The sequence below is a fragment of the Ornithinimicrobium sp. F0845 genome (genome assembly GCF_023015765.1).
In the GTDB taxonomy this organism is placed as follows: Bacteria; Actinomycetota; Actinomycetes; order Actinomycetales; family Dermatophilaceae; genus Ornithinicoccus.
This window is the reverse complement of sequence record NZ_JALKAL010000013.1, coordinates 95,983-113,845: the sequence shown is the minus strand read 5'-3', so window position 1 is coordinate 113,845 and position 17,863 is coordinate 95,983. Positions and strand designations below refer to the sequence as shown.

At 71.4% G+C, this 17,863-nt stretch carries 14 protein-coding genes and 1 tRNA gene; 9 read left to right on the top strand and 6 right to left on the bottom strand.

The window, feature by feature from the left end; genetic code table 11:
- The 3 genes from MWU75_RS16455 to MWU75_RS16445 all read right to left on the bottom strand — a co-directional run.
- The coding region (locus MWU75_RS16455) for a hypothetical protein (protein ID WP_247092916.1) at nucleotides 1–692 on the bottom strand (692 nt) is incomplete at its 3' end.
- Complete coding sequence (locus tag MWU75_RS16450) at nucleotides 689–1,114, bottom strand: hypothetical protein (RefSeq protein WP_247092914.1); 426 nt, start codon at nucleotides 1,112–1,114, stop codon at nucleotides 689–691. The genes MWU75_RS16455 and MWU75_RS16450, both read right to left, overlap by 4 nt.
- 340 nt (nucleotides 1,115–1,454) lie before the next feature.
- Nucleotides 1,455–1,865: a DoxX family protein gene (locus MWU75_RS16445; protein ID WP_247092905.1), complete on the bottom strand. Its 411-nt coding sequence runs from the start codon at nucleotides 1,863–1,865 to the stop codon at nucleotides 1,455–1,457.
- Between the two features lie 235 nt (nucleotides 1,866–2,100).
- Here MWU75_RS16445 and MWU75_RS16440 point away from each other — a divergent pair, with 235 nt between their 5' ends.
- The gene (locus MWU75_RS16440; protein ID WP_247092903.1) at nucleotides 2,101–3,003 is read left to right on the top strand and encodes an aminoglycoside phosphotransferase family protein; all 903 of its coding nucleotides are present in this window, start codon (nucleotides 2,101–2,103) and stop codon (nucleotides 3,001–3,003) included.
- Nucleotides 3,004–3,110: 107 nt separating this feature from the next.
- Nucleotides 3,111–5,882: a type I DNA topoisomerase gene (gene topA, locus MWU75_RS16435; protein ID WP_247092901.1), complete on the top strand. Its 2,772-nt coding sequence runs from the start codon at nucleotides 3,111–3,113 to the stop codon at nucleotides 5,880–5,882.
- 88 nt (nucleotides 5,883–5,970) lie between these two features.
- Here topA and MWU75_RS16430 read toward each other — a convergent pair whose 3' ends face one another.
- The gene (locus MWU75_RS16430; RefSeq protein ID WP_247092899.1) at nucleotides 5,971–7,200 is read right to left on the bottom strand and encodes a PLP-dependent aspartate aminotransferase family protein; all 1,230 of its coding nucleotides are present in this window, start codon (nucleotides 7,198–7,200) and stop codon (nucleotides 5,971–5,973) included.
- Nucleotides 7,201–7,390: 190 nt separating this feature from the next.
- Here MWU75_RS16430 and MWU75_RS16425 point away from each other — a divergent pair, with 190 nt between their 5' ends.
- From MWU75_RS16425 to MWU75_RS16405, 5 genes are all read left to right on the top strand, one after another.
- Nucleotides 7,391–7,888: an Lrp/AsnC family transcriptional regulator gene (locus tag MWU75_RS16425; RefSeq protein WP_247092897.1), complete on the top strand. Its 498-nt coding sequence runs from the start codon at nucleotides 7,391–7,393 to the stop codon at nucleotides 7,886–7,888.
- 58 nt (nucleotides 7,889–7,946) lie between these two features.
- The gene (gene tmk, locus MWU75_RS16420; RefSeq protein ID WP_247092894.1) at nucleotides 7,947–8,660 is read left to right on the top strand and encodes a dTMP kinase; all 714 of its coding nucleotides are present in this window, start codon (nucleotides 7,947–7,949) and stop codon (nucleotides 8,658–8,660) included.
- Nucleotides 8,657–9,823, top strand: a complete 1,167-nt coding sequence (locus MWU75_RS16415) for a DNA polymerase III subunit delta' (protein WP_247092892.1) — start codon at nucleotides 8,657–8,659, stop codon at nucleotides 9,821–9,823. Before tmk ends, MWU75_RS16415 begins: the two co-directional genes overlap by 4 nt.
- Before the next feature lie 68 nt (nucleotides 9,824–9,891).
- Nucleotides 9,892–11,508, top strand: a complete 1,617-nt coding sequence (locus MWU75_RS16410) for an alpha/beta hydrolase (protein WP_247092891.1) — start codon at nucleotides 9,892–9,894, stop codon at nucleotides 11,506–11,508.
- Between the two features lie 320 nt (nucleotides 11,509–11,828).
- Nucleotides 11,829–11,902, top strand: a tRNA-Thr gene (locus MWU75_RS16405).
- Between the two features lie 171 nt (nucleotides 11,903–12,073).
- Here MWU75_RS16405 and MWU75_RS16400 read toward each other — a convergent pair.
- Complete coding sequence (locus MWU75_RS16400) at nucleotides 12,074–13,687, bottom strand: DUF3352 domain-containing protein (protein WP_247092889.1); 1,614 nt, start codon at nucleotides 13,685–13,687, stop codon at nucleotides 12,074–12,076.
- 346 nt (nucleotides 13,688–14,033) lie between these two features.
- Here MWU75_RS16400 and MWU75_RS16395 point away from each other — a divergent pair, with 346 nt between their 5' ends.
- Nucleotides 14,034–15,602, top strand: a complete 1,569-nt coding sequence (locus tag MWU75_RS16395; RefSeq protein ID WP_247092887.1) for a C40 family peptidase — start codon at nucleotides 14,034–14,036, stop codon at nucleotides 15,600–15,602.
- Between the two features lie 158 nt (nucleotides 15,603–15,760).
- On the opposite strand, the gene MWU75_RS16390 is transcribed toward MWU75_RS16395, so the two are convergent.
- Nucleotides 15,761–16,288 (bottom strand): inorganic diphosphatase, encoded by a 528-nt coding sequence (locus MWU75_RS16390; protein WP_247092885.1) that lies wholly within the window; start codon nucleotides 16,286–16,288, stop codon nucleotides 15,761–15,763.
- Between the two features lie 98 nt (nucleotides 16,289–16,386).
- Here MWU75_RS16390 and MWU75_RS16385 point away from each other — a divergent pair, with 98 nt between their 5' ends.
- A complete protein-coding gene (locus tag MWU75_RS16385) occupies nucleotides 16,387–17,838 on the top strand; it encodes a D-alanyl-D-alanine carboxypeptidase (protein ID WP_247092883.1) in 1,452 nt (483 codons plus the stop codon).
- The last annotated feature ends 25 nt before the right edge of the window (nucleotides 17,839–17,863 follow it).

Genomic DNA, 17,863 nt, shown 5'->3' with positions numbered 1-17,863 from the left:
GCGCCCTCCACCCGGTCCAGGATTGCCGCGACCTGGGTCGCGGTGCACCGCATCCCGAAGGTCCCGGTGCCGTCCTCATCCATCCGGCCCCAGGTGTCGGTGCCCTGCAGCGACTTGGCCCGGGACTTGGCGCGCCGCTCGTCCTCATCCAGGTGGGCCTCGGCCTTGGCGACCTCCCGGTCCAGGGCCCGGTAGAACTCCCGGTGCGCCCACGGGCGACCGGTGAACTCCCGGTCGGCGCTCAACCGCTCGGTCGCGGCGACCGACTCATCGGTGCCGAACAGGGCGCCCGCGACCCCGGCACCCAGGTGCGTGGGCAGGTGCCCGGCCGCCCCGACAAACCCCCGCACCAGCCGCCACGAGACCTCCCCCGACGCCATGGCCGAACCCACCGGGCCGGTGGTCGAGGCGGGCATCGCAGCCAGGGCGACCAGGTCTCGGATCTCCCCGGCACCCCAGCCCATCTCGAACTCCAGATCGGTGCGGGTCCGCCGCTTGGCCTTGTTCCGCCACGCCTCGGTCTGGGCCGGGGTCAGCTCATCCAGGGAGGCCGCGCCCTTGTCGGCCAACAACAACTTGCCCTGCGCCGCGGTCAGCTCCCGCGCCCCGGACACCATCACCTTGTCCAACCGGCCCGCCGCCCGCGACAACACCCCCAACGCATCCACCAACGACGATGCCCGACCCTTCACCGCCGGTGCCTCCTCACCCACCGACACCTCAGCCGTCGCCGGGTCCACCGACGCAGAGCCGGTGCCGCGGCCGGGTCAGCGGCGGCCGTGTCGGCGGCGGTCTGGTTGGTGGTGCCGGTGAGGGTGAAGAACTCCTGCCCGGGTGCGGTGGCACCGCGGCGGGTCACCGACGCGCAGGCCTGGGCCAGGTCGGTCAGCACCGCGCACTCGGCCGGGGCCACCCCCAACCCGGCCAGCGCGAGCGTCACCGCGTCCTCAGCCAGGGAGACGAACTCCACCACCACGGAGCAGTCCGGCACCGGGGCGATCTCCTCCAGCCTCACCTCCCGGGCGGGCGGGTCGGCCAGCACCGAAGCCAGGCGGGCCTCCAGCACCGACACGCCCCCACCAGCGGCCTCGAACCCCTCCGTGAACCGAGCCACCCAACTCACCTCCCCTGCCTCGTCGTGCCCTGTGTCGTCGTGCCCTGCTGCGTCGCGATCCCTCCGCGTCGCCCGGTCCTGGCCTTCTCACCCGATATTAGCACTGATGTGCGACAGTCGCTGGGTGACACGCCATCCTCTGTGGACACGACCCTGCCAGCGACCACCGACACAGCCCGGCAACCCCACGACATACCTGTGGATGCCGGTGCCCGGCGGGGCCGGGGGTCGCCCGCCGGACACGGCAGCGACCCCGACCAAGAATGGTCGGGGCCGCGGCTGGAGCGTGCGCGAGGGCGATCAGGGTTCGCGTCGCGCGATCAGGTCAGCGCGAGGGAGTTCAGACCGTGAACAGCGGGTCGGTCACGGTCAAACCGAGCTCGGGCACCATCACAAACAGGGCGAACAGAGCGAGCGCCCCGCCGACCAGGGAGACGGTCTTGTTGAACTGGACCTGCTCGTTGGCCCGGGCCTCGCCATCCTCGGCCCAGTAGCGGTGCATCAGGAAGGGGATCGGCAGGATGGCAACGAGCAGCAGGAGCGAGCCCAGGTCGCCCCAGGCGCCAAGGAGCACGGACAGGGCACCGACGACCATCAGCACGCCGGACACGATGACGCTGAGCTTGGGGGCGGGCACTTTCTTGTACTGGGCGTAGCCGGCCATGGCCTCGGTGGCCTTCAGGTGGCCGATGCCTGAGGCGAGGAAGATGGCGACGAACAGGATGCGGGCGATGAGGACGATGACGTCCATGAGGGGACCTCCGAGATGATTGATTGTTCAACTAAAAGGACAAGCGTATGGAGCGGCATCTTTCTTCCGCGCCAGGCTGTGATCCGTGCCACAGGACTTCGGCCACCGGACCCGCGCCATCCGACCCGCGCCACCCGACCCGCTCCACCCGACCCGCGCCCGCGAGATGACGCGGCTGTCGCGTCGAGCGCCCTCGCTCCGGGCGGCACGTGGGCTGGCCGGTTAGCGTGGGCGCGTGCCCCCGATCTCCGGACCCGCCGCCGAGGTGGACCTCTCCCTGGACCTGGTGCGGCGGCTGCTGCGAGACCAGCACCCAGACCTCGCCGACCGGCCACTCAGCCCGCTCGCAGAAGGCTGGGACAACGCCATGTTCCGGCTGGGGCAGCACTTCCTGGTGCGCGTCCCACGACGTCAGCTCGCCGCCGACCTCGTCGCCCACGAGCACCGCTGGCTGCCGGCGATCGACCGGCTCGTGGACCTCCCGGTGCCGGTGCCGGTCCGGCACGGCCGGCCCACGGCATACTTTCCGTGGTCCTGGTCGATCACCCGCTGGATCGAGGGGCGACCCGCGGCCTACAGCCCGGTCGCCGCCCGCGGCCGATGGGCAGGGCCCCTGGCACAGTTCGCCGCGCAGTTGCACCAACCCGCCCCTGAGAATGCTCCCCGCAACCCGCTCCGCGGGGTGCCGCTGGCGGCCCGCGACGCGGTCTTCCGGGAACGACTGGCTGCGGTCGGGCATCCGCGCACCCCCGAGCTGCTCCGCGTGTGGGAGGCCGCGCTGGCGGCGCCGGTCCACGGCGGACCGCCCTGCTGGGTGCACGGTGACCCGCACCCGCTCAACATGGTGGTGCACAGGGGGAACCTGGCCGCGGTCATCGACTTCGGTGACCTGACCGGGGGAGACCCCGCCTCCGACCTGGCGACGGCCTGGCAGACCTTCGACTGGGAGGGACGCGCCTCCTTCGTGGTGCGGTATGCGCAGCTCGCCGGCCGGGACGAGGCGCTCTGGCAGCGAGCCCGCGGGTGGGCGGTGATGTATGCCGTCAACTCACTGCGGCTGTCGGCCGACAGTGCCGAGTTCACCGCCATCGCCGAGCACACGATCCGGCAGGTGCTGGACGCACCGGACGCCCGCTAGCCCCTGGGGAGCGGCTCCTGCGGCGCGATGGGCTACCGTGACGGCCGAGTCCCCGTGTCCGAGTCGCGACGAATCCGCGGCACACGGGTGCAGTGAGAAGGTGTGTCGTGGCTGGTGGGCGCAAGCTTGTGATCGTCGAGTCGCCGGGCAAGGTCAAGAGCATCGGGGAGTACCTCGGGCCGGACTACACCGTCGACGCGAGCATCGGGCACATCCGCGACCTGCCCAACCCCTCCGAGCTCCCCGCCGAGATGAAGAAGGGGCCGTTCGGCAAGTTCGCGATCAACGTCGAGGACGACTTCGACCCCTACTACGTGGTCGACGCGGACAAGAAGAAGAAGGTCGCCGAGCTCAAGCGGCACCTCAAGGAGGCCGACGAGCTGTACCTCGCCACCGATGAGGACCGCGAGGGCGAGGCCATCGCGTGGCACCTGCTCGAGGTGCTCAAGCCCAAGGTCCCGGTCAAGCGCATGGTCTTCCACGAGATCACCCGCGAGGCGATCCAGCGAGCCGTCAACGAGACCCGCGACCTCAACATGGACCGGGTGGACGCCCAGGAGACCCGCCGCGTCCTCGACCGGCTCTACGGCTACGAGGTGTCGCCCGTGCTCTGGCGCAAGGTGCGGCAGGGACTGTCGGCCGGGCGGGTGCAGTCCGTCGCGACGCGGATGGTCGTCGAGCGCGAGCGGGAGCGGATGGCGTTCCGCTCCGCCTCCTACTGGGACGTCGAGGGCGAGTTCGCCCCCGAGGGTGGCGGACAAGGTTTCCTGGCTCGCCTGACCGGCGTGGACGGCAAGCGGGTCGCCACCGGCCGGGACTTCGACGACCGCGGGGTGTTGAAGAGCCAGGGGCTCGCCCACCTGGACGCAGCCCTGGCCACGGGCATCGCCGAGGCGACCCGGGAGGCGCGGGTCGTCGTCCGTGAGGTCTCCGAGAAGCCCTACACCCGGCGCCCGTCCGCTCCGTTCACCACGTCCACGCTGCAGCAGGAGGCCAGCCGCAAGCTGCGCCTGAACGCACAGTCGACGATGCGGACCGCGCAGCGGCTCTACGAGAACGGCTACATCACCTACATGCGCACAGACTCCACGACCCTGTCGCAGTCGGCGATCAGCGCGGCCCGGGCCCAGGCCCGCGACCTCTACGGCGCCGAGTTCGTCCCCGACGCTCCCCGCTTCTACGGCAAGAAGAGCAAGAACGCCCAGGAGGCGCACGAGGCGATCCGCCCGGCCGGCGACTCCTTCCGCACCCCGGCCCAGGTGGCCGGTGAGCTGCGCGGGCAGGAGTTCGCCCTCTACGAGCTGATCTGGAAGCGCACCGTCGCCTCCCAGATGGCCGACGCCAAGGGCTCGACCGCGAGCGTCAAGCTGGCTGCGTCGCTGCCCGAAGGGCACGGGGCCTCCGAGGCCGAGTTCAGCGCCTCGGGGACGGTCATCACCTTCCGCGGCTTCCTGGCGGCCTATGAGGAGGGTCGCGACGAGGACCGGCACGCTCGTCCCACCGAGGAGCAGGAGCGGCGACTGCCCCGCCTGTCCGAGGGCGTGGCGCTCGAGGTCCTCGACACGGAGGCGCAGGGCCACCAGACCTCGCCGCCGGCCCGCTACACCGAGGCAACCCTGGTGAAGGCGCTGGAGGAGAAGGGCATCGGTCGACCCTCGACCTACGCCTCCACCGTCGGCACCATCCAGGACCGCGGCTACGTCCGCACCCGGGGATCGGCCCTCATCCCCACGTGGCTGGCCTTCGCCGTGACGCGCCTGCTCGAGGAGCACTTCGAGCGGCTCGTGGACTACGACTTCACCGCGTCGATGGAGGAGGGGCTGGACCGGATCGAGGCCGGCGACGAGCACCGGGTCGCCTGGCTGAAGCGGTTCTACTTCGGCGACGAGGCCACCAGCATCGAGGGTCTGCGCGACCTGGTCGACGACCTCGGGGAGATCGACGCCCGCGGGGTCTCCACGATCGAGATCGGTGACGGCATCGTCGTGCGGGTCGGTCGCTACGGCCCCTACGTCGAGGACACGACGAGCACCGAGGGGACGCCCCGCCGCGCCACGATCTCCGACGACGTGGCACCCGACGAGATGACCCCCGAGAAGGGCCGCGAGCTGCTGGAGGCAGCCGCCGACGACGGCCGGGTGCTGGGGCAGGACCCCGCGACCGGACGCGACATCGTCGCCAAGGCCGGGCGCTACGGGCCCTACGTCACCGAGGTGCTCCCGGAGGACCCGGAGCCCGGGGCGGCGTCCGCCGCCACGCCGGGGGACGGCTCGCCCACCCCGACCACACCGGCGAAGAAGACCGCCAAGAAGGCCAAGGTCAAGCCGCGCACGGCCAGCCTCTTCAAGGACATGGACCTGGCCTCGATCGACCTGGAGACGGCGCTGCGCCTGTTGAGCCTGCCGCGGGTCGTCGGTGCCGACCCGGAGAGCGGCGAGGAGATCACCGCGCAGAACGGCCGGTACGGGCCCTACCTGAAGAAGGGCACGGACTCACGCTCCCTGGCGACCGAGTCCCAGCTGTTCGACATCACGCTGGAGGAGGCGCTGGCGATCTATGCCCAGCCCAAGCAGCGTGGTCGGGCGGCCGCGGCGCCGCCGCTGAAGGAGCTGGGCGCGGACCCGGTGAGCGGCAAGCCGGTGGTCGTCAAGGAGGGTCGCTTCGGTCCCTACGTCACCGACGGTGAGACCAACGCGACGCTGCGCAAGGACGACGATCCCGCCACGATCACCGCCGAGCGCGGTTTCGAGCTGCTCGCCGACAAGCGGGCCAAGGGGCCGACCACACGCAAGCGGGCCGCCAAGAAGACCACGACCCGCAAGACCGCGGCCAAGAAGACGACGGCCCGCAAGAGCGCGGCCAAGAAGACCTCGAGCTGACCCACCCTCCAGCTGACCGCCCTCCAGCTGACCAGCCCTGCAGAGGGCGTGTCCTGCAGCAAGACATGCCTCCTACGGACGCGGCGGCTCAGATCTGGTAGACGTGCTCGCGGTCCGCACTCTCCGCGCGGTCCGGCACAACGGTCGGACTGTGGCGCTCGCGGGCGACCGTCAGTGCCCGTCGCAGGTCGCCGATGACGTCACCGACGTCCTCCAGGCCGACGGACAACCGCAGCACTCCTGCCGCCGGCCGGGCCTCCGGCGTGACCGGCCGGTGGGTCAGCGAGGCGGGGTGCTGGATCAGGCTGTCGACCCCGCCCAGGGACACCGCGTGGGTGATCAGGCGGCAGGTCTGGGCGACGGTGGCGGCCTCGGCATACGAGCCGACCTCGAAGGCGAGCACGGCACCACAACCGGCCATCTGGGTGCCGACCAGCCCGAGCGGGTCACACCCAGGGAGACTCGGGTGGAGCACCCGCACGACCCCGTCCTGCTTGTCGAGCCAGTGCGCCACGACCTGGGCGTTGTCCTGCTGGGCGCGCACGCGGGTCGGCAGCGTCTGCAGCCCGCGGTGCACCTGGTAGGCCGCCATCGGGTGCAGGAGCCCACCGGTCAGCGCCCGCACACCACGGATCCGGGCCGCCCACTCCGCGTTGGTCGCGACCAGGCCGGCCATGATGTCGCCGTGCCCGCCCAGGAACTTGGTTGCCGAGTGGAGCACGAGGGTGGCACCGTGCTCGACCGGGCGCTGGAGCACTGGCGTGGCGAAGGTGTTGTCGACCAGGACCGGGACCGATCCGGCCTGCCGCGCCACCGCGGCCAGGTCCACCAGGTCGAGTGTTGGGTTGGCGGGGGTCTCGACGACCACCAATCCGGTGTCGGGCTCGATGGCGGCGGCGATGCCGTCCGGGTCCGCCCAGGTGACCCGCGTCCCCAGGAGCCCGGTGGCCAGCACGTGATCCGACCCGCCGTAGAGCGGCCGGACGGCGACGACGTGCGGCGTCCCGGCCGAGACCGCGGCCAGCAGGGTCGCGGACAGCGCAGCCATACCGGAGCCGAACGCGACCGCCTGCCGGGTCCCCTCCAGCCGGGCGAGGGCGTCCTCCAGCCGGGCGACCGTCGGGTTCCACAGACGCTGGTAGACCAGGCTGTCGCCCGCCTCGGGCGTCCCTCCGGTCGCCAGGTTCTCGTATGACGTGCCGCCGGCCTCCACGTCGCCCACCGGATAGGTGGTGGACAGGTCGATGGGCGGCACATGCACCCCCAGGGCGGTGAGGTCCTCCCTCGCGGCGTGGACGGCGTCGGTGTCGAACGACATGGGCAAGTCACTCCTCTGGTCACGGTGGGCTCCGTCGGCCACCGGTGGTGCCGGCATCTGGCGCGGGCCTGGCCCGCACACGCCCACCATTCTGGGCGATCTGCGGCGCCCATGCCAAGGTGCCTCATATCCTGCGACGCGAGTGACGACATACTGTCGTTTCTGTCTCATCTGCGACTAGGCTTGGGGTATGGCGAAGAAGGTTCATCCCGAGACCGCGGCCCAGCTCGACCGGGTCGACCAGCAGCTGGTCGCGCTGCTGGAGAAGGACGGCCGCACCCCCAACGCGACGCTGGCCCGTGAGGTCGGGGTCGCGGAGTCGACCTGCCTCGTGCGGGTGCGATCACTGCGCGAGCGAGGCGTCGTCCGCGGCATCCACGCCGACATCGACCCGGCGATGGTGGGGCGCCCGGTGCAGGCGCTGATCGCGGTCCGGTTCGGTGGCCACCGGCGCAGCCACTTCGAGGAGTTCCGCCAGGAGGTGCCCAAGCTCCCGGGGGTGCTGCAGGCGTTCCACGTCAGCGGGGCGACCGACTACTTCGTGCACGTGGCCTGTGACTCGGCCGACGCCCTGCGCGACTTCGTGCTCGACCACCTCACCAACCGGCCCGGGGTGCTGCACGCCGAGACCGCCCTGATCTTCGACACGCTCAAGGGCGAGGCCACGCTCAGCGGTCTGGAGGACTGAGCTCGCAGCCTGTGGGTAGCGCGAGGCTCCTGTCAGCCTGGTCGCCTAGGCTCTGCCTGTGCCGACCACCCCAACCCCGCCGACGCCGGGGCACGCCGGTCTGTTCGTCGCGTTCGAGGGTGGGGACGGCGCGGGCAAGTCGACCCAGGCCCGGCTCCTGCGAGACACCCTCGAGGCCGCCGGCCACGAGGTGGTGCTGACGCGCGAGCCCGGCGGCACCGAGCTGGGGGCCGCGATCCGTCAGGTCCTGCTGCACGGCGACCATGTCGCGCCGCGGGCCGAGGCGCTGCTCTTCGCGGCCGACCGGGCCCACCACGTGGCGACCGTCGTCAGGCCGGCGCTCGAGCGCGGAGCCGTCGTGCTCACCGACCGCTACCTGGACTCCTCCGTCGCCTATCAGGGTCAGGCGCGGGCGCTGAGCCACGAGGACATCCGCAACATCTCCCTCTGGGCGACGGAGGGCCTGCTGCCTGACCTGACGGTGCTGCTCGACGTGTCCGCCGCACAGGGGCGCGCCCGCCGCGAGGGAGTCCACGACCGGCTGGAGCGGGAGGACGACGCCTTCCACGAGGCCGTCCGGCAGGGTTTCGTGCTCCTGGCGGAGCGCGAGCCGGAGCGATATCTGGTGCTGGATGCCGCGGGCGACCCCGCGGTGCTCCACCGGGCAGTATGCCGTGAGCTCGCCTCACGCCGCCCCGACCTGGGAGCGTTGGTCCCGGCGGGGGGCGAAGGACCCGAGGCCGGGCAGCGTGTGGCGGGGGAGGCCCGGTGAGCGTCTTCGACGAGCTGGTGGGGCAGGCGCCCCTCATCGAGCAGCTGCAGCACACGGCCTCCGACCCGGCCGCCATGACGCACGCCTGGCTGTTCACCGGCCCACCGGGGTCGGGGCGCTCCAAGGCGGCCCGGGCCTTCGCTGCGGCCCTGCAGTGCGAAGGGGCCGGCGCCCCGGGGTGCGGCCAGTGCCAGGCGTGCCGCACCGTGCTCGCGGGGAGCCACGCCGACCTCATCGTGGAGGCCACCTCCGAGACCTTCATCCGGGTCGGCCGCGCCCGCGAGCTCGCCCTCGCGGCCGGGTCCCGACCCACCGTTGGCCGGTGGCGGGTGATCATCATCGAGGATGCCGACCGGCTCAACGACCAGGCCGCCGACGCGCTCCTGAAGTCGCTGGAGGAGCCGCCGCCGCGCACCGTGTGGATGCTCTGCGCGCCGTCGCTGGAGGACCTCCTGGTCACGATCCGCTCCCGCTGCCGACACATGCGGCTGCGCACGCCGCCGGTCGACGATGTGGCTGGGTTGCTGCAGCGGCGCGACGGGATCGACGCGGCGATGGCGCACTATGCCGCGCGCGCCGCCCAGTCCCACGTCGGGATCGCCCGCCGCCTGGCCCTGGACGAGACGGCCCGCTCCCGGCGTCACCGGGTGACCTCGATCCCGCTCAGCCTGACCGGGCTGGGCGCCGCGCTCGCCGCCGCCGAGGAGCTGCACATCTCCGCGGTCGAGGGGTCGGCCGGGGCCTCCGGCCAGGAGGCCGACGAGGCCCGGGCCGCTCTCCTGCGCCAGCTCGGGGCCGACCCTTCAGCGCGCACCCAGCCTCCCGCCATACGATCCCACCTGAAGGAGTTCGACGAACGGCAGAAGCGCCTCGCCCGGCGCCAGCAGCACGACACGATCGACGCGGCACTCACGGACCTGACCTCGGTCTATCGTGACGCGCTGGTGCTCGGCACGGGTGCGGGGGTGGAGGCCGTCAACGCCACCGAGGTGGGCGGGGTGCGCGAGCTGGCCCAGGTGATGACACCGGTCCAGCTGCTCCAGGCCCTGGACACGATCGGGCTGGCCCGCGCACGGCTCGTCGCCAACGGTTCGCCATTGCTGGTGCTGGAGGCGATGATGGTCGCACTGATCCTGCCCCGGGCGGCGGGGCGGGGCGGATGAGCCATCAGCAGGGTGGGACACATCATCGAGGAGAGGACCGGAGAGTGCGCGTAGGGACCCGTGGCGGAATGCGGCGGCGAGTCAGCCCGCTGGCGGTGGGCGGGGCCGTGCTGGCGCTGCTCGTCGCGGGGTGCACCGGCGCCCCGTCCACCGAGCCGGTCGACGGCACGCGCACCGGGGACGGCGGGACCCAGAGTCCCGACGCGGGGACCGGCAGCGACGACGGCGACAGCACCTCAGGTGCCGACGACACCAACGGCACCGGCGACGACCCGGGCACCGCGGGCGCTGAGGTGCCTGCCGGCCTGGAGACCTTCTACGAGCAGGACCTGGCCTGGGAGGGCTGTGACGGCGGTGAGTGCGCCACGCTGACGGTCCCGGTCAACTACGAGGAGCCCGACGGCGGGACCATCGAGCTGGCGCTGCTGCGTGTGCCGGCCGGGGACAGCAAGCAGGGCTCTCTGGTGGTCAACCCCGGTGGGCCCGGCGGATCGGGCGTCGACTACGCCCAGCAGGCCGGCCTGGTCCTCTCCGACAATGTCCGGGAGTTCTACGACGTCGTCGGCTTCGATCCCCGCGGCGTGGCTCGCTCGGCTCCGATCGAGTGCTACGACGACGCGCAGATGGACGTCTATCTCGGCTCCGACCCCACGCCGGATGACGCCGCGGAGGAAGCGGCCAGCTCCGAGATGCTGATGGACTTCGCCGCGCACTGCGAGGACAACGCCGGCGAGCTGCTCGGCTTCGTCTCCACCGTCGAGGTGGCCCGCGACATGGACGTCCTGAGGGCTGCGCTGGGGGAGGACCAGCTCGACTACCTCGGTGCCTCCTACGGCACGTTCATCGGCGCCACCTACGCCGAGCTCTTCCCAGCCAACGTGGGCCGGTTCGTGCTCGACGGCGCGGTGGATCCCACGATGAGCAGTCTGGACATGGGGCTCGGCCAGGCCGCCGGCTTCGAGCAGGCCACGCGGGAGTACGTCCAGAGTTGCGTCGACGGCGGTGACTGCCCCCTCGGCTCGGACGTCGACTCCGGCATGGCGGGCATCACCGACTTCCTCAACGAGCTCGACGCCAACCCGATCCCGCTCGAGGACGACGCGGCGGGCGAGCTGACGGAGGGCTGGGGGGTGCTGGGCATCATCGTCGCGATGTATGACGAGGCCGCCTGGCCGATCCTGACGACGGCGCTGCGGTCCGCGCAGGACGGTGACGCCAGCATGCTGATGCTCCTGGCCAACATCTACGCCGGCCGCAGCTCTGACGGCACCTACGACGGCAACAGCATGCAGGCCATCACGGCCGTGAACTGTCTGGACCGGGCGGCCGAGCCGGACCTGGACCCCGATGCGGTGCTGGAGGAGTTCGAAGAGGTCGCCCCGACCTTCGGGCGCTACCTCGCGGGCGAGGGCGCCTGCGCCTACTGGCCGGTCGAGGCCCAGACCGTGCTGCAGGACTACGACGGCGAGGGTGCTGCACCCATCGTGGTCATCGGGACGACGCGCGACCCCGCGACCCCCTACGAGTGGGCGGTGTCGCTGGCGGACACGCTGTCCTCCGGGGTCCTGCTGACCTACGACGGTGACGGGCACACGGCCTACGGCCGGTCCAACGACTGCATCGACGACGCGGTCGACGCCTACCTCACCGAGGGGACCGTGCCGGAGGACGGGCTCTCCTGCTGACGAGGCCGTCCCCCGGCCGAGCCTTGAGAGTGGTTGTGTCCTGGGGGTCGGGTCTCTGTGACCGGCTGTCGGCCCCACCCAGGCGTCTTCGAGCGCCTTGGTGATCCTCGGGCTGGTTGTGCAGTCGGCCCGAAGAACCGGGAGGCGCCCGAAGACATCGGGAGGGCGCGGGTTTTGCCGGCGTCGCCGGCCCCACCGCTTGACAAACCTCGGAGCATCGCGTCGTGGCGCTCGTTCACCTCGCCAGGAGCACCGAGGCGATTCGCTCTGGCGTCGCGCCATCGGTTATCCTCCCTTGGCGCCCTTTTCGGTGGGCGCAGGCCGCCTTAGCTCAGTCGGCTAGAGCGATTCACTCGTAATGAATAGGTCATCGGTTCGATTCCGATAGGCGGCTCAAAGAACGGTCCCTGACCAGCAGAAACGCTGGCAGGGACCGTTTGCTTTCGGTGGCCGGAGCTGCTCGACATCGGCAGAAGACCCCGCCACCGGTGAAACCGGTGACGGGGTCTGTGCTGACCTGCGGCGGGTCAGGAAGGGTTGGGTGTGGCTCAGCCGCTGGTGATGCTCAGTCGTCGGCCACCAGACGGAAGGTGAAGTCGCCGTTGCCCTCGGCGTCGCTCGAGGCGCTGTAGCCCACGGCGCCCAGCAGCTCCAGGGCCTCGCGTGCCTCGGAGTCGTCGATCTCCTCCAGGTAGAGGTGCTCGAAGGTGTTGACGTTGACGTAGAACACAGAGTCCGCGTCCGCGGCGTTCGGGACCGCCGACTTGAAGGCCTCGAAGTCGCCCAGGCTGCCGGCCTCGGCGACCGTGTTGACGTAGGGCTGGCTGACGCCCAGCGTCAGCACGCCGTCGTCGGAGCGCTGCGTCAGGAACTGCTGGATCTCCGGCTCGCCAGTCATCTCGAACAGGCGCGTCAGCAGGTCCTCGGCTGCGTCCGTGTCGGTCTCGGTGCGGTAGGCGATCTCCCAGGCGTTGAAGTCCTCGAGGTCGTCCTGGAGCCCGAGGATGCCGGGGCCGACGGAGAGCACGAGGCTGGAGCCCACGAGAGTCTGGATGTCGCCCGGGATGGTGAAGCCGGCCTCGGAGGCCTGCGCCTCCACCTCGGCGAAGTCGTCCGGGAACTCCGACTTCAGCAGCTCATAGGCATGGGCGACGTACTGGTCGCCGTGCTCCAGGCTGAACGCCGCGACGGTGTCCTCCGGCAGGTCGAGCACCAGGCGACCGCTGTCGCCGCCCTCGACGCCGATACCGTCCATGCCGCGGGTCACCCCGCCGACCTCGATGGAGTCCTCGGAGAAGCGCACCGCTGCCGCGAAGCGGCCGGTGGCGGCCCGCTCGGCCAACTGGCTCGTGCCCGCCATACTGCCCAGGGCGCCCGACGGGTCCAGTGCGGCAGCGTTGTCGAGCGACTGCTCGGCCAGGGGGCTGTCGGCCAGCGTGGCCAACGGCTCGATGTCGACCCACGCCGACAGCACACCCTCGTCGCCGAGCGCACCCATGTCCTCCCGGAAGGTGTCCTTGTCGGCCAGGGTGCCGGCCTCGGTGAGGTCCTGCATGGTGCCGACGGTCCCGGTGGTAGTCAGGACCGCGTAGTCACCGTGGAAGTACCAGTCCAGACCCTCGGCCGGGTCCGACTCGGTCGCGTTGGTCGCCTCCTGGAGCTTGGTCAGCCCCTCGTTGGCCGCGTCCTCGTCCTTGACCTGCAGGGCGATCCCGAAGTATGGCGTGTCGCTGCCGTTGGGCACGATGCCCAGGGCGAGGCGGTCGCCGAGCCACGGCTCGATGTCCTCCTCGTAGTTGACGGCCGCGAACGCCTCATCCTCCGAGGCCATCCACTCGAAGGCCTTCGCGCGGATGTCGTCGTCGCGCAGGGTCTCCAGGACGTCGTCGTCCAGCCCCTGGAAGAACCGCACGGCCGCGATCTTCTGGCCGACGGCCGGGTCGATGTCGAGTCGGACGTAGGCCGCCGTGTCAGCGGGCAGGGCGCTGGCGGGCTGGTCGCCGCCGCCACCCAGCGACCGGGTCACGGCCCAGGCGCCGCCGCCGATGACCAGGGCTGCGACGACAGCCAGGGCCACGAGCAGGGCCGGGCGGTTCTTGCTGCCCTGCGTCGGGGGCTCGTAGGTGTAGGACACGCCACCGTCTGGGGCGTCGAACGTTCCGGCGGGTGGTGCAGTCATGTCTCCCCCTGGGATGTGATGGATGGTTGGGCCCCTCAGGCCCACGGCAGCCGTAGGACGGACCCTCAGGGTCACACGATACCGCCACCCCGACTTTCGTTATCACATCGTTATCTGGTGATCTAATTGCGTGGGTCTTTGGGCCGCGTGATGGTGACCTGCTGAAAAACATCAGTGTGATTTCGAACGTTTCATCGGGTGTTGTTCATGAGGCCCGTGTTGCCGCTGTGACCAGCGGAAATAAGCGTGACTGGAGTTTCCAATGGGGCAGTTTGGGCTTAGCGTCAGGTCCGGTCGCACCTCCTTTGTTGCCCCGTGTGGCCACCTGACACGGAAGTGAGATGTTGTGGCCCGCCCCGGACACCGCCCCCGCTTTGGCGCCCTGATCACTGCTGCCGTCCTGGTCGCCTCGGCCCTGCCCGCCACGGCGACCGAGGACCGCGTCCCCTCGCAGGAGGACGTGCAGCGGGCCAAGCAGCTCGTCGTGGACACCGAGAGCCGGGTCGCGGAGCTCGACGCCCTCATGCTGGGCTACACCGAACAGCTGCGCGCCGCCCAGCAGGCCGCCGCCGTCGCCGCCGAGGCCTCTGCGCTGGCGACCTACGAGGCCGAGACGGCGCAGGCAGAGGCCGACCGCCTGGCAGAGGAAGCGGCAGCGGCACGTGCCGAGGCGGACACCGCCAATCGCGTGCTCGGTCGTCACGCCGCGGAGGCGTACAAGTCTGGGGGGTTGTCGACGATCGAGGTGCTGCTCGCCGCGGGTCCGCAGGACCTGCTGGAGCGCGCGGGCTCCCTGGAGGTCGTCGGACGCATCCGTGCCCGGGACATGACGGATGCGTCGGTGGCCTCCGGCACGGCACAGGCACTGGAGCGGGAAGCTGCCCTGGCCGCCGCGCAGGCTGAGGCGGCAGCGATCCGGGCCCAGGAGGCTGAGGACGAGGCGGCCGAGGCCTTTGCGGACGCCGAGGCGCAGAGCACCGCCCTGGCCACCGAGCGGGAAGCCACGCTCGTCGAGCTCTCCCGTCTGCGCCAGGTCTCGGTGAACACGGAGCGGGCGCGCCAGACGCACCTGCAGGAGGAGGCCGACCGGCTGGCCGCCGAGGCCGAGCAGCGCCGGATCGAGCAGTTGGCGGCCGAGCAGGCTGCCGCGGAGCAGGCTGCGGCCGAGCGGCGTGCCGAGGAAGAGGCTGCGGCGCCGGTGCCCACGGGCGACGCGAACCCGAGCATCCCGGAGGACCCTGCCCCGACCCAGGTCCCTGCCCCTGCGCCGGCCCCTGCGCCGGAGCCGACTCCTTCGCCCACGCCCACGCCGCCGGCGCCGGAACCCACCCCGAGCCCAACTCCTACGCCCACGCCGAAGCCCACCCCGACGCCGACCCCGACTCCCGCGCCGACCCCGACTCCCACGCCGACGCCGACTCCCACGCCGACTCCCACGCCGACGCCGACTCCAACGCCCACGCCGACTCCGACCCCCACTCCGACGCCCCCGCCAGCGCCTGTGCCTCCGCCGCCCCCGCCGGCTCCTCCCGCCCCGGCACCCGGCGCCGAGACCGCGATCGCGTATGCGCACGAGCAGATCGGCAAGCCCTACATCTGGGGCGGAGAGGGCCCGGAGGGCTACGACTGCTCAGGGCTGACCAAGATGTCGTGGGCCCAGGCCGGCGTCTACCTGACGCACTCGAGCCGGATTCAGTACCAGCAGACCAGCAGGGTCCCGCTCAGCGAGGTCCAGCGCGGAGACCTGCTGTTCTACAGCAACGACGGCACGCCTGCTGGGATCTACCACGTCGGGATCTACCTCGGTGACGGGCAGGCGATCCACTCCCTGCGCGACTGGTCCACCTGGAGCGGCACAAAGATCACGAGCATGTACTACGTCTCCGGCATCCTGCCGCAGGCGGGCCGACCCTGACGCCATCCCAGATGACGTGCGGCTCCGCCGTGCGCAGGCGCTCGTGGGGAGGGTTGGTGCGCCCTGACGACCCCCGGCTTCCCCACGAGGCACGGGTGGCGTGAGTGGCGCCGGTGGCGCGGTGGCGCGGTAGCGCGGGGGCAGCGTCAGCCGTCAGGTCAGTGGCCCTGGTTGCCCGGGCCGGACCAGCGCGCGGTGGTCAGCCCGGCGTCCTTGGCGCGCTGGACCGCCTCGTGGTAGGTCTGCTCGGCCTCGACGCGCCCGGCCCAGTGGGCGCCCTCCACCGACTTGCCGGGCTCGAGGTCCTTGTAGACCTCGAAGAAGTGCTGGATCTCCAGACGGGTGTGGTCGCCGATGTGCTCGAGCTCGCGGATGTTGGACTTGCGGGGGTCGTCGGCCGGGACGCAGATGATCTTGTCGTCACCGCCGGCCTCGTCTCGCATGTGGAACATGCCGATCGGACGTGCCGCGACGAGGCAGCCGGGCCAGGTGGGCTCGTCCAGCAGCACCAGGGCGTCCAGCGGGTCCCCGTCCTCGCCCAGGGTGTCCTCGATGTAGCCGTAGTCAGCCGGGTAGCGAGTGGCGGTGAACAGCATCCGGTCCAGCCGAATCCGCCCCGTCGCGTGATCCACCTCGTACTTGTTGCGGCTCCCCTGTGGGATCTCGATGGTCACGTCGAAATGCATGAGGTCAACCCTTCGTGGTCAGAACGATTCGGAGGTGGGACGTTTACTCTTCTGGCAAGAGTTTCGCGCACAAACGCTGATTTGCAGAAAGCAGGCCCATGTTCGGACGTCGCCGGGTGGCGGCAGCCTTGCTGTCGGTGGGGCTGGTCGTGCCGGCCGCCACGGCGGATGCCGGGACCTCTCCGGGCGTCGTTCAGGCCACCACGGCGGATGCCGGGACCTCGCCGGGCGTCGTCCAGGCCCAGGCCGAGGTGCGACCACGGGTGGCCCCGGACCCGCCTCCGGTCCTGCTGCCGGTCAGCAGCGGTTTGCCCGCCGCCCCGGCCGCCGTCGCCGGCGAGCTGGAGGACGAGCTGCGCGACGAGTGGCTGGGGGACGACGCGCACGTCGCGGTCACGGTGCGGGACGTTGCCTCGGGCGAGCACCTCCTCGACCGGAACGTCGACAGCGCGCTGACACCTGCCTCCACGACCAAGTTGCTGGCGGCTGCCGCCATCGTCACGGCACTCCCGATGGACGAGCGGTTCCCCACGCGGGTCATGACCGGACCGGAGGCGGACCAGATCGTCCTCGTGGCCGGCGGCGACATGATGCTCGCCGAGGGGGTCGGCGACCCGGCAGCCGTGGAGGGTCACGCCGGGCTCGGTGACCTGGCCGACCAGACCGCGGAGGCCCTGACCGACCAGGGGCTCGGCACCGAGGAGTCACCGGTCCGTCTGAGACTCGACACCAGCTACGCGCAGGGGCCGATCCGACCGGAGGGATGGACCGACTTCTGGCTGGACCAGGGCTTCACCGGCCCGATCACCATGCTGGGCCTGGCCGAGCACCGTGCCACGCCATACAACCCCGCTCCGCGGGATCCGGCCCAGGCCACCGCGATCCGGTTCCGCGCCGCACTGCAGGAGCGGGGGATCAGTGTCGGCGGTGGCCCGCGCACGGAGGTTCCCCGGCTCGCTGCTCCGGAGGGCGCGGAGGTGTTGGCCGAGGTGGAGTCGGCGCCCGCGCGTGACGTGCTCTACGAGGCGATCCGGAGCAGCGACAACGCGATGGTCGAGCAGCTCGCCCGCCAGGCGGCCATCGCCGACGGGGCAGCCGGCGACCCGGTCTCTGTTCGCGACTGGGTCGTGCAACAGGTCGCCGACTACGGCATCGACATGACCGGTGTGGCACTCGCCGACGTCTCGGGCCTCTCGGACGGCACGACGATCCCGGTGCGCGTCCTCGGGGACCTCCTGGTGATGGGCGCCGACAACAGTCACCCCGAGCTGCAGGACGCGTTGGGCGGCATGCCGATCGCGGGCTACTCCGGGACGCTGTGGGACCGCTTCGCGCTCGACCACCAGGAGCCGGGGGTCGGGGTGGCCCGGGCCAAGACCGGCTCGCTGCCGGGAGTCACCTCCCTCGCGGGCGTCGTCGTGACCCGGGACGGACGGCTCCTGGCCTACGCCCTCATCGCCGACGCGGTCGGTCGGGACGGCACCTCCGCGCTGGAGGCGAGGTCGGTCTTCGACACGGTCGTCGCGGAGCTGGCGGCCTGCGGCTGCTGAGTGCCAGCCGGCTGGTCACCGACGC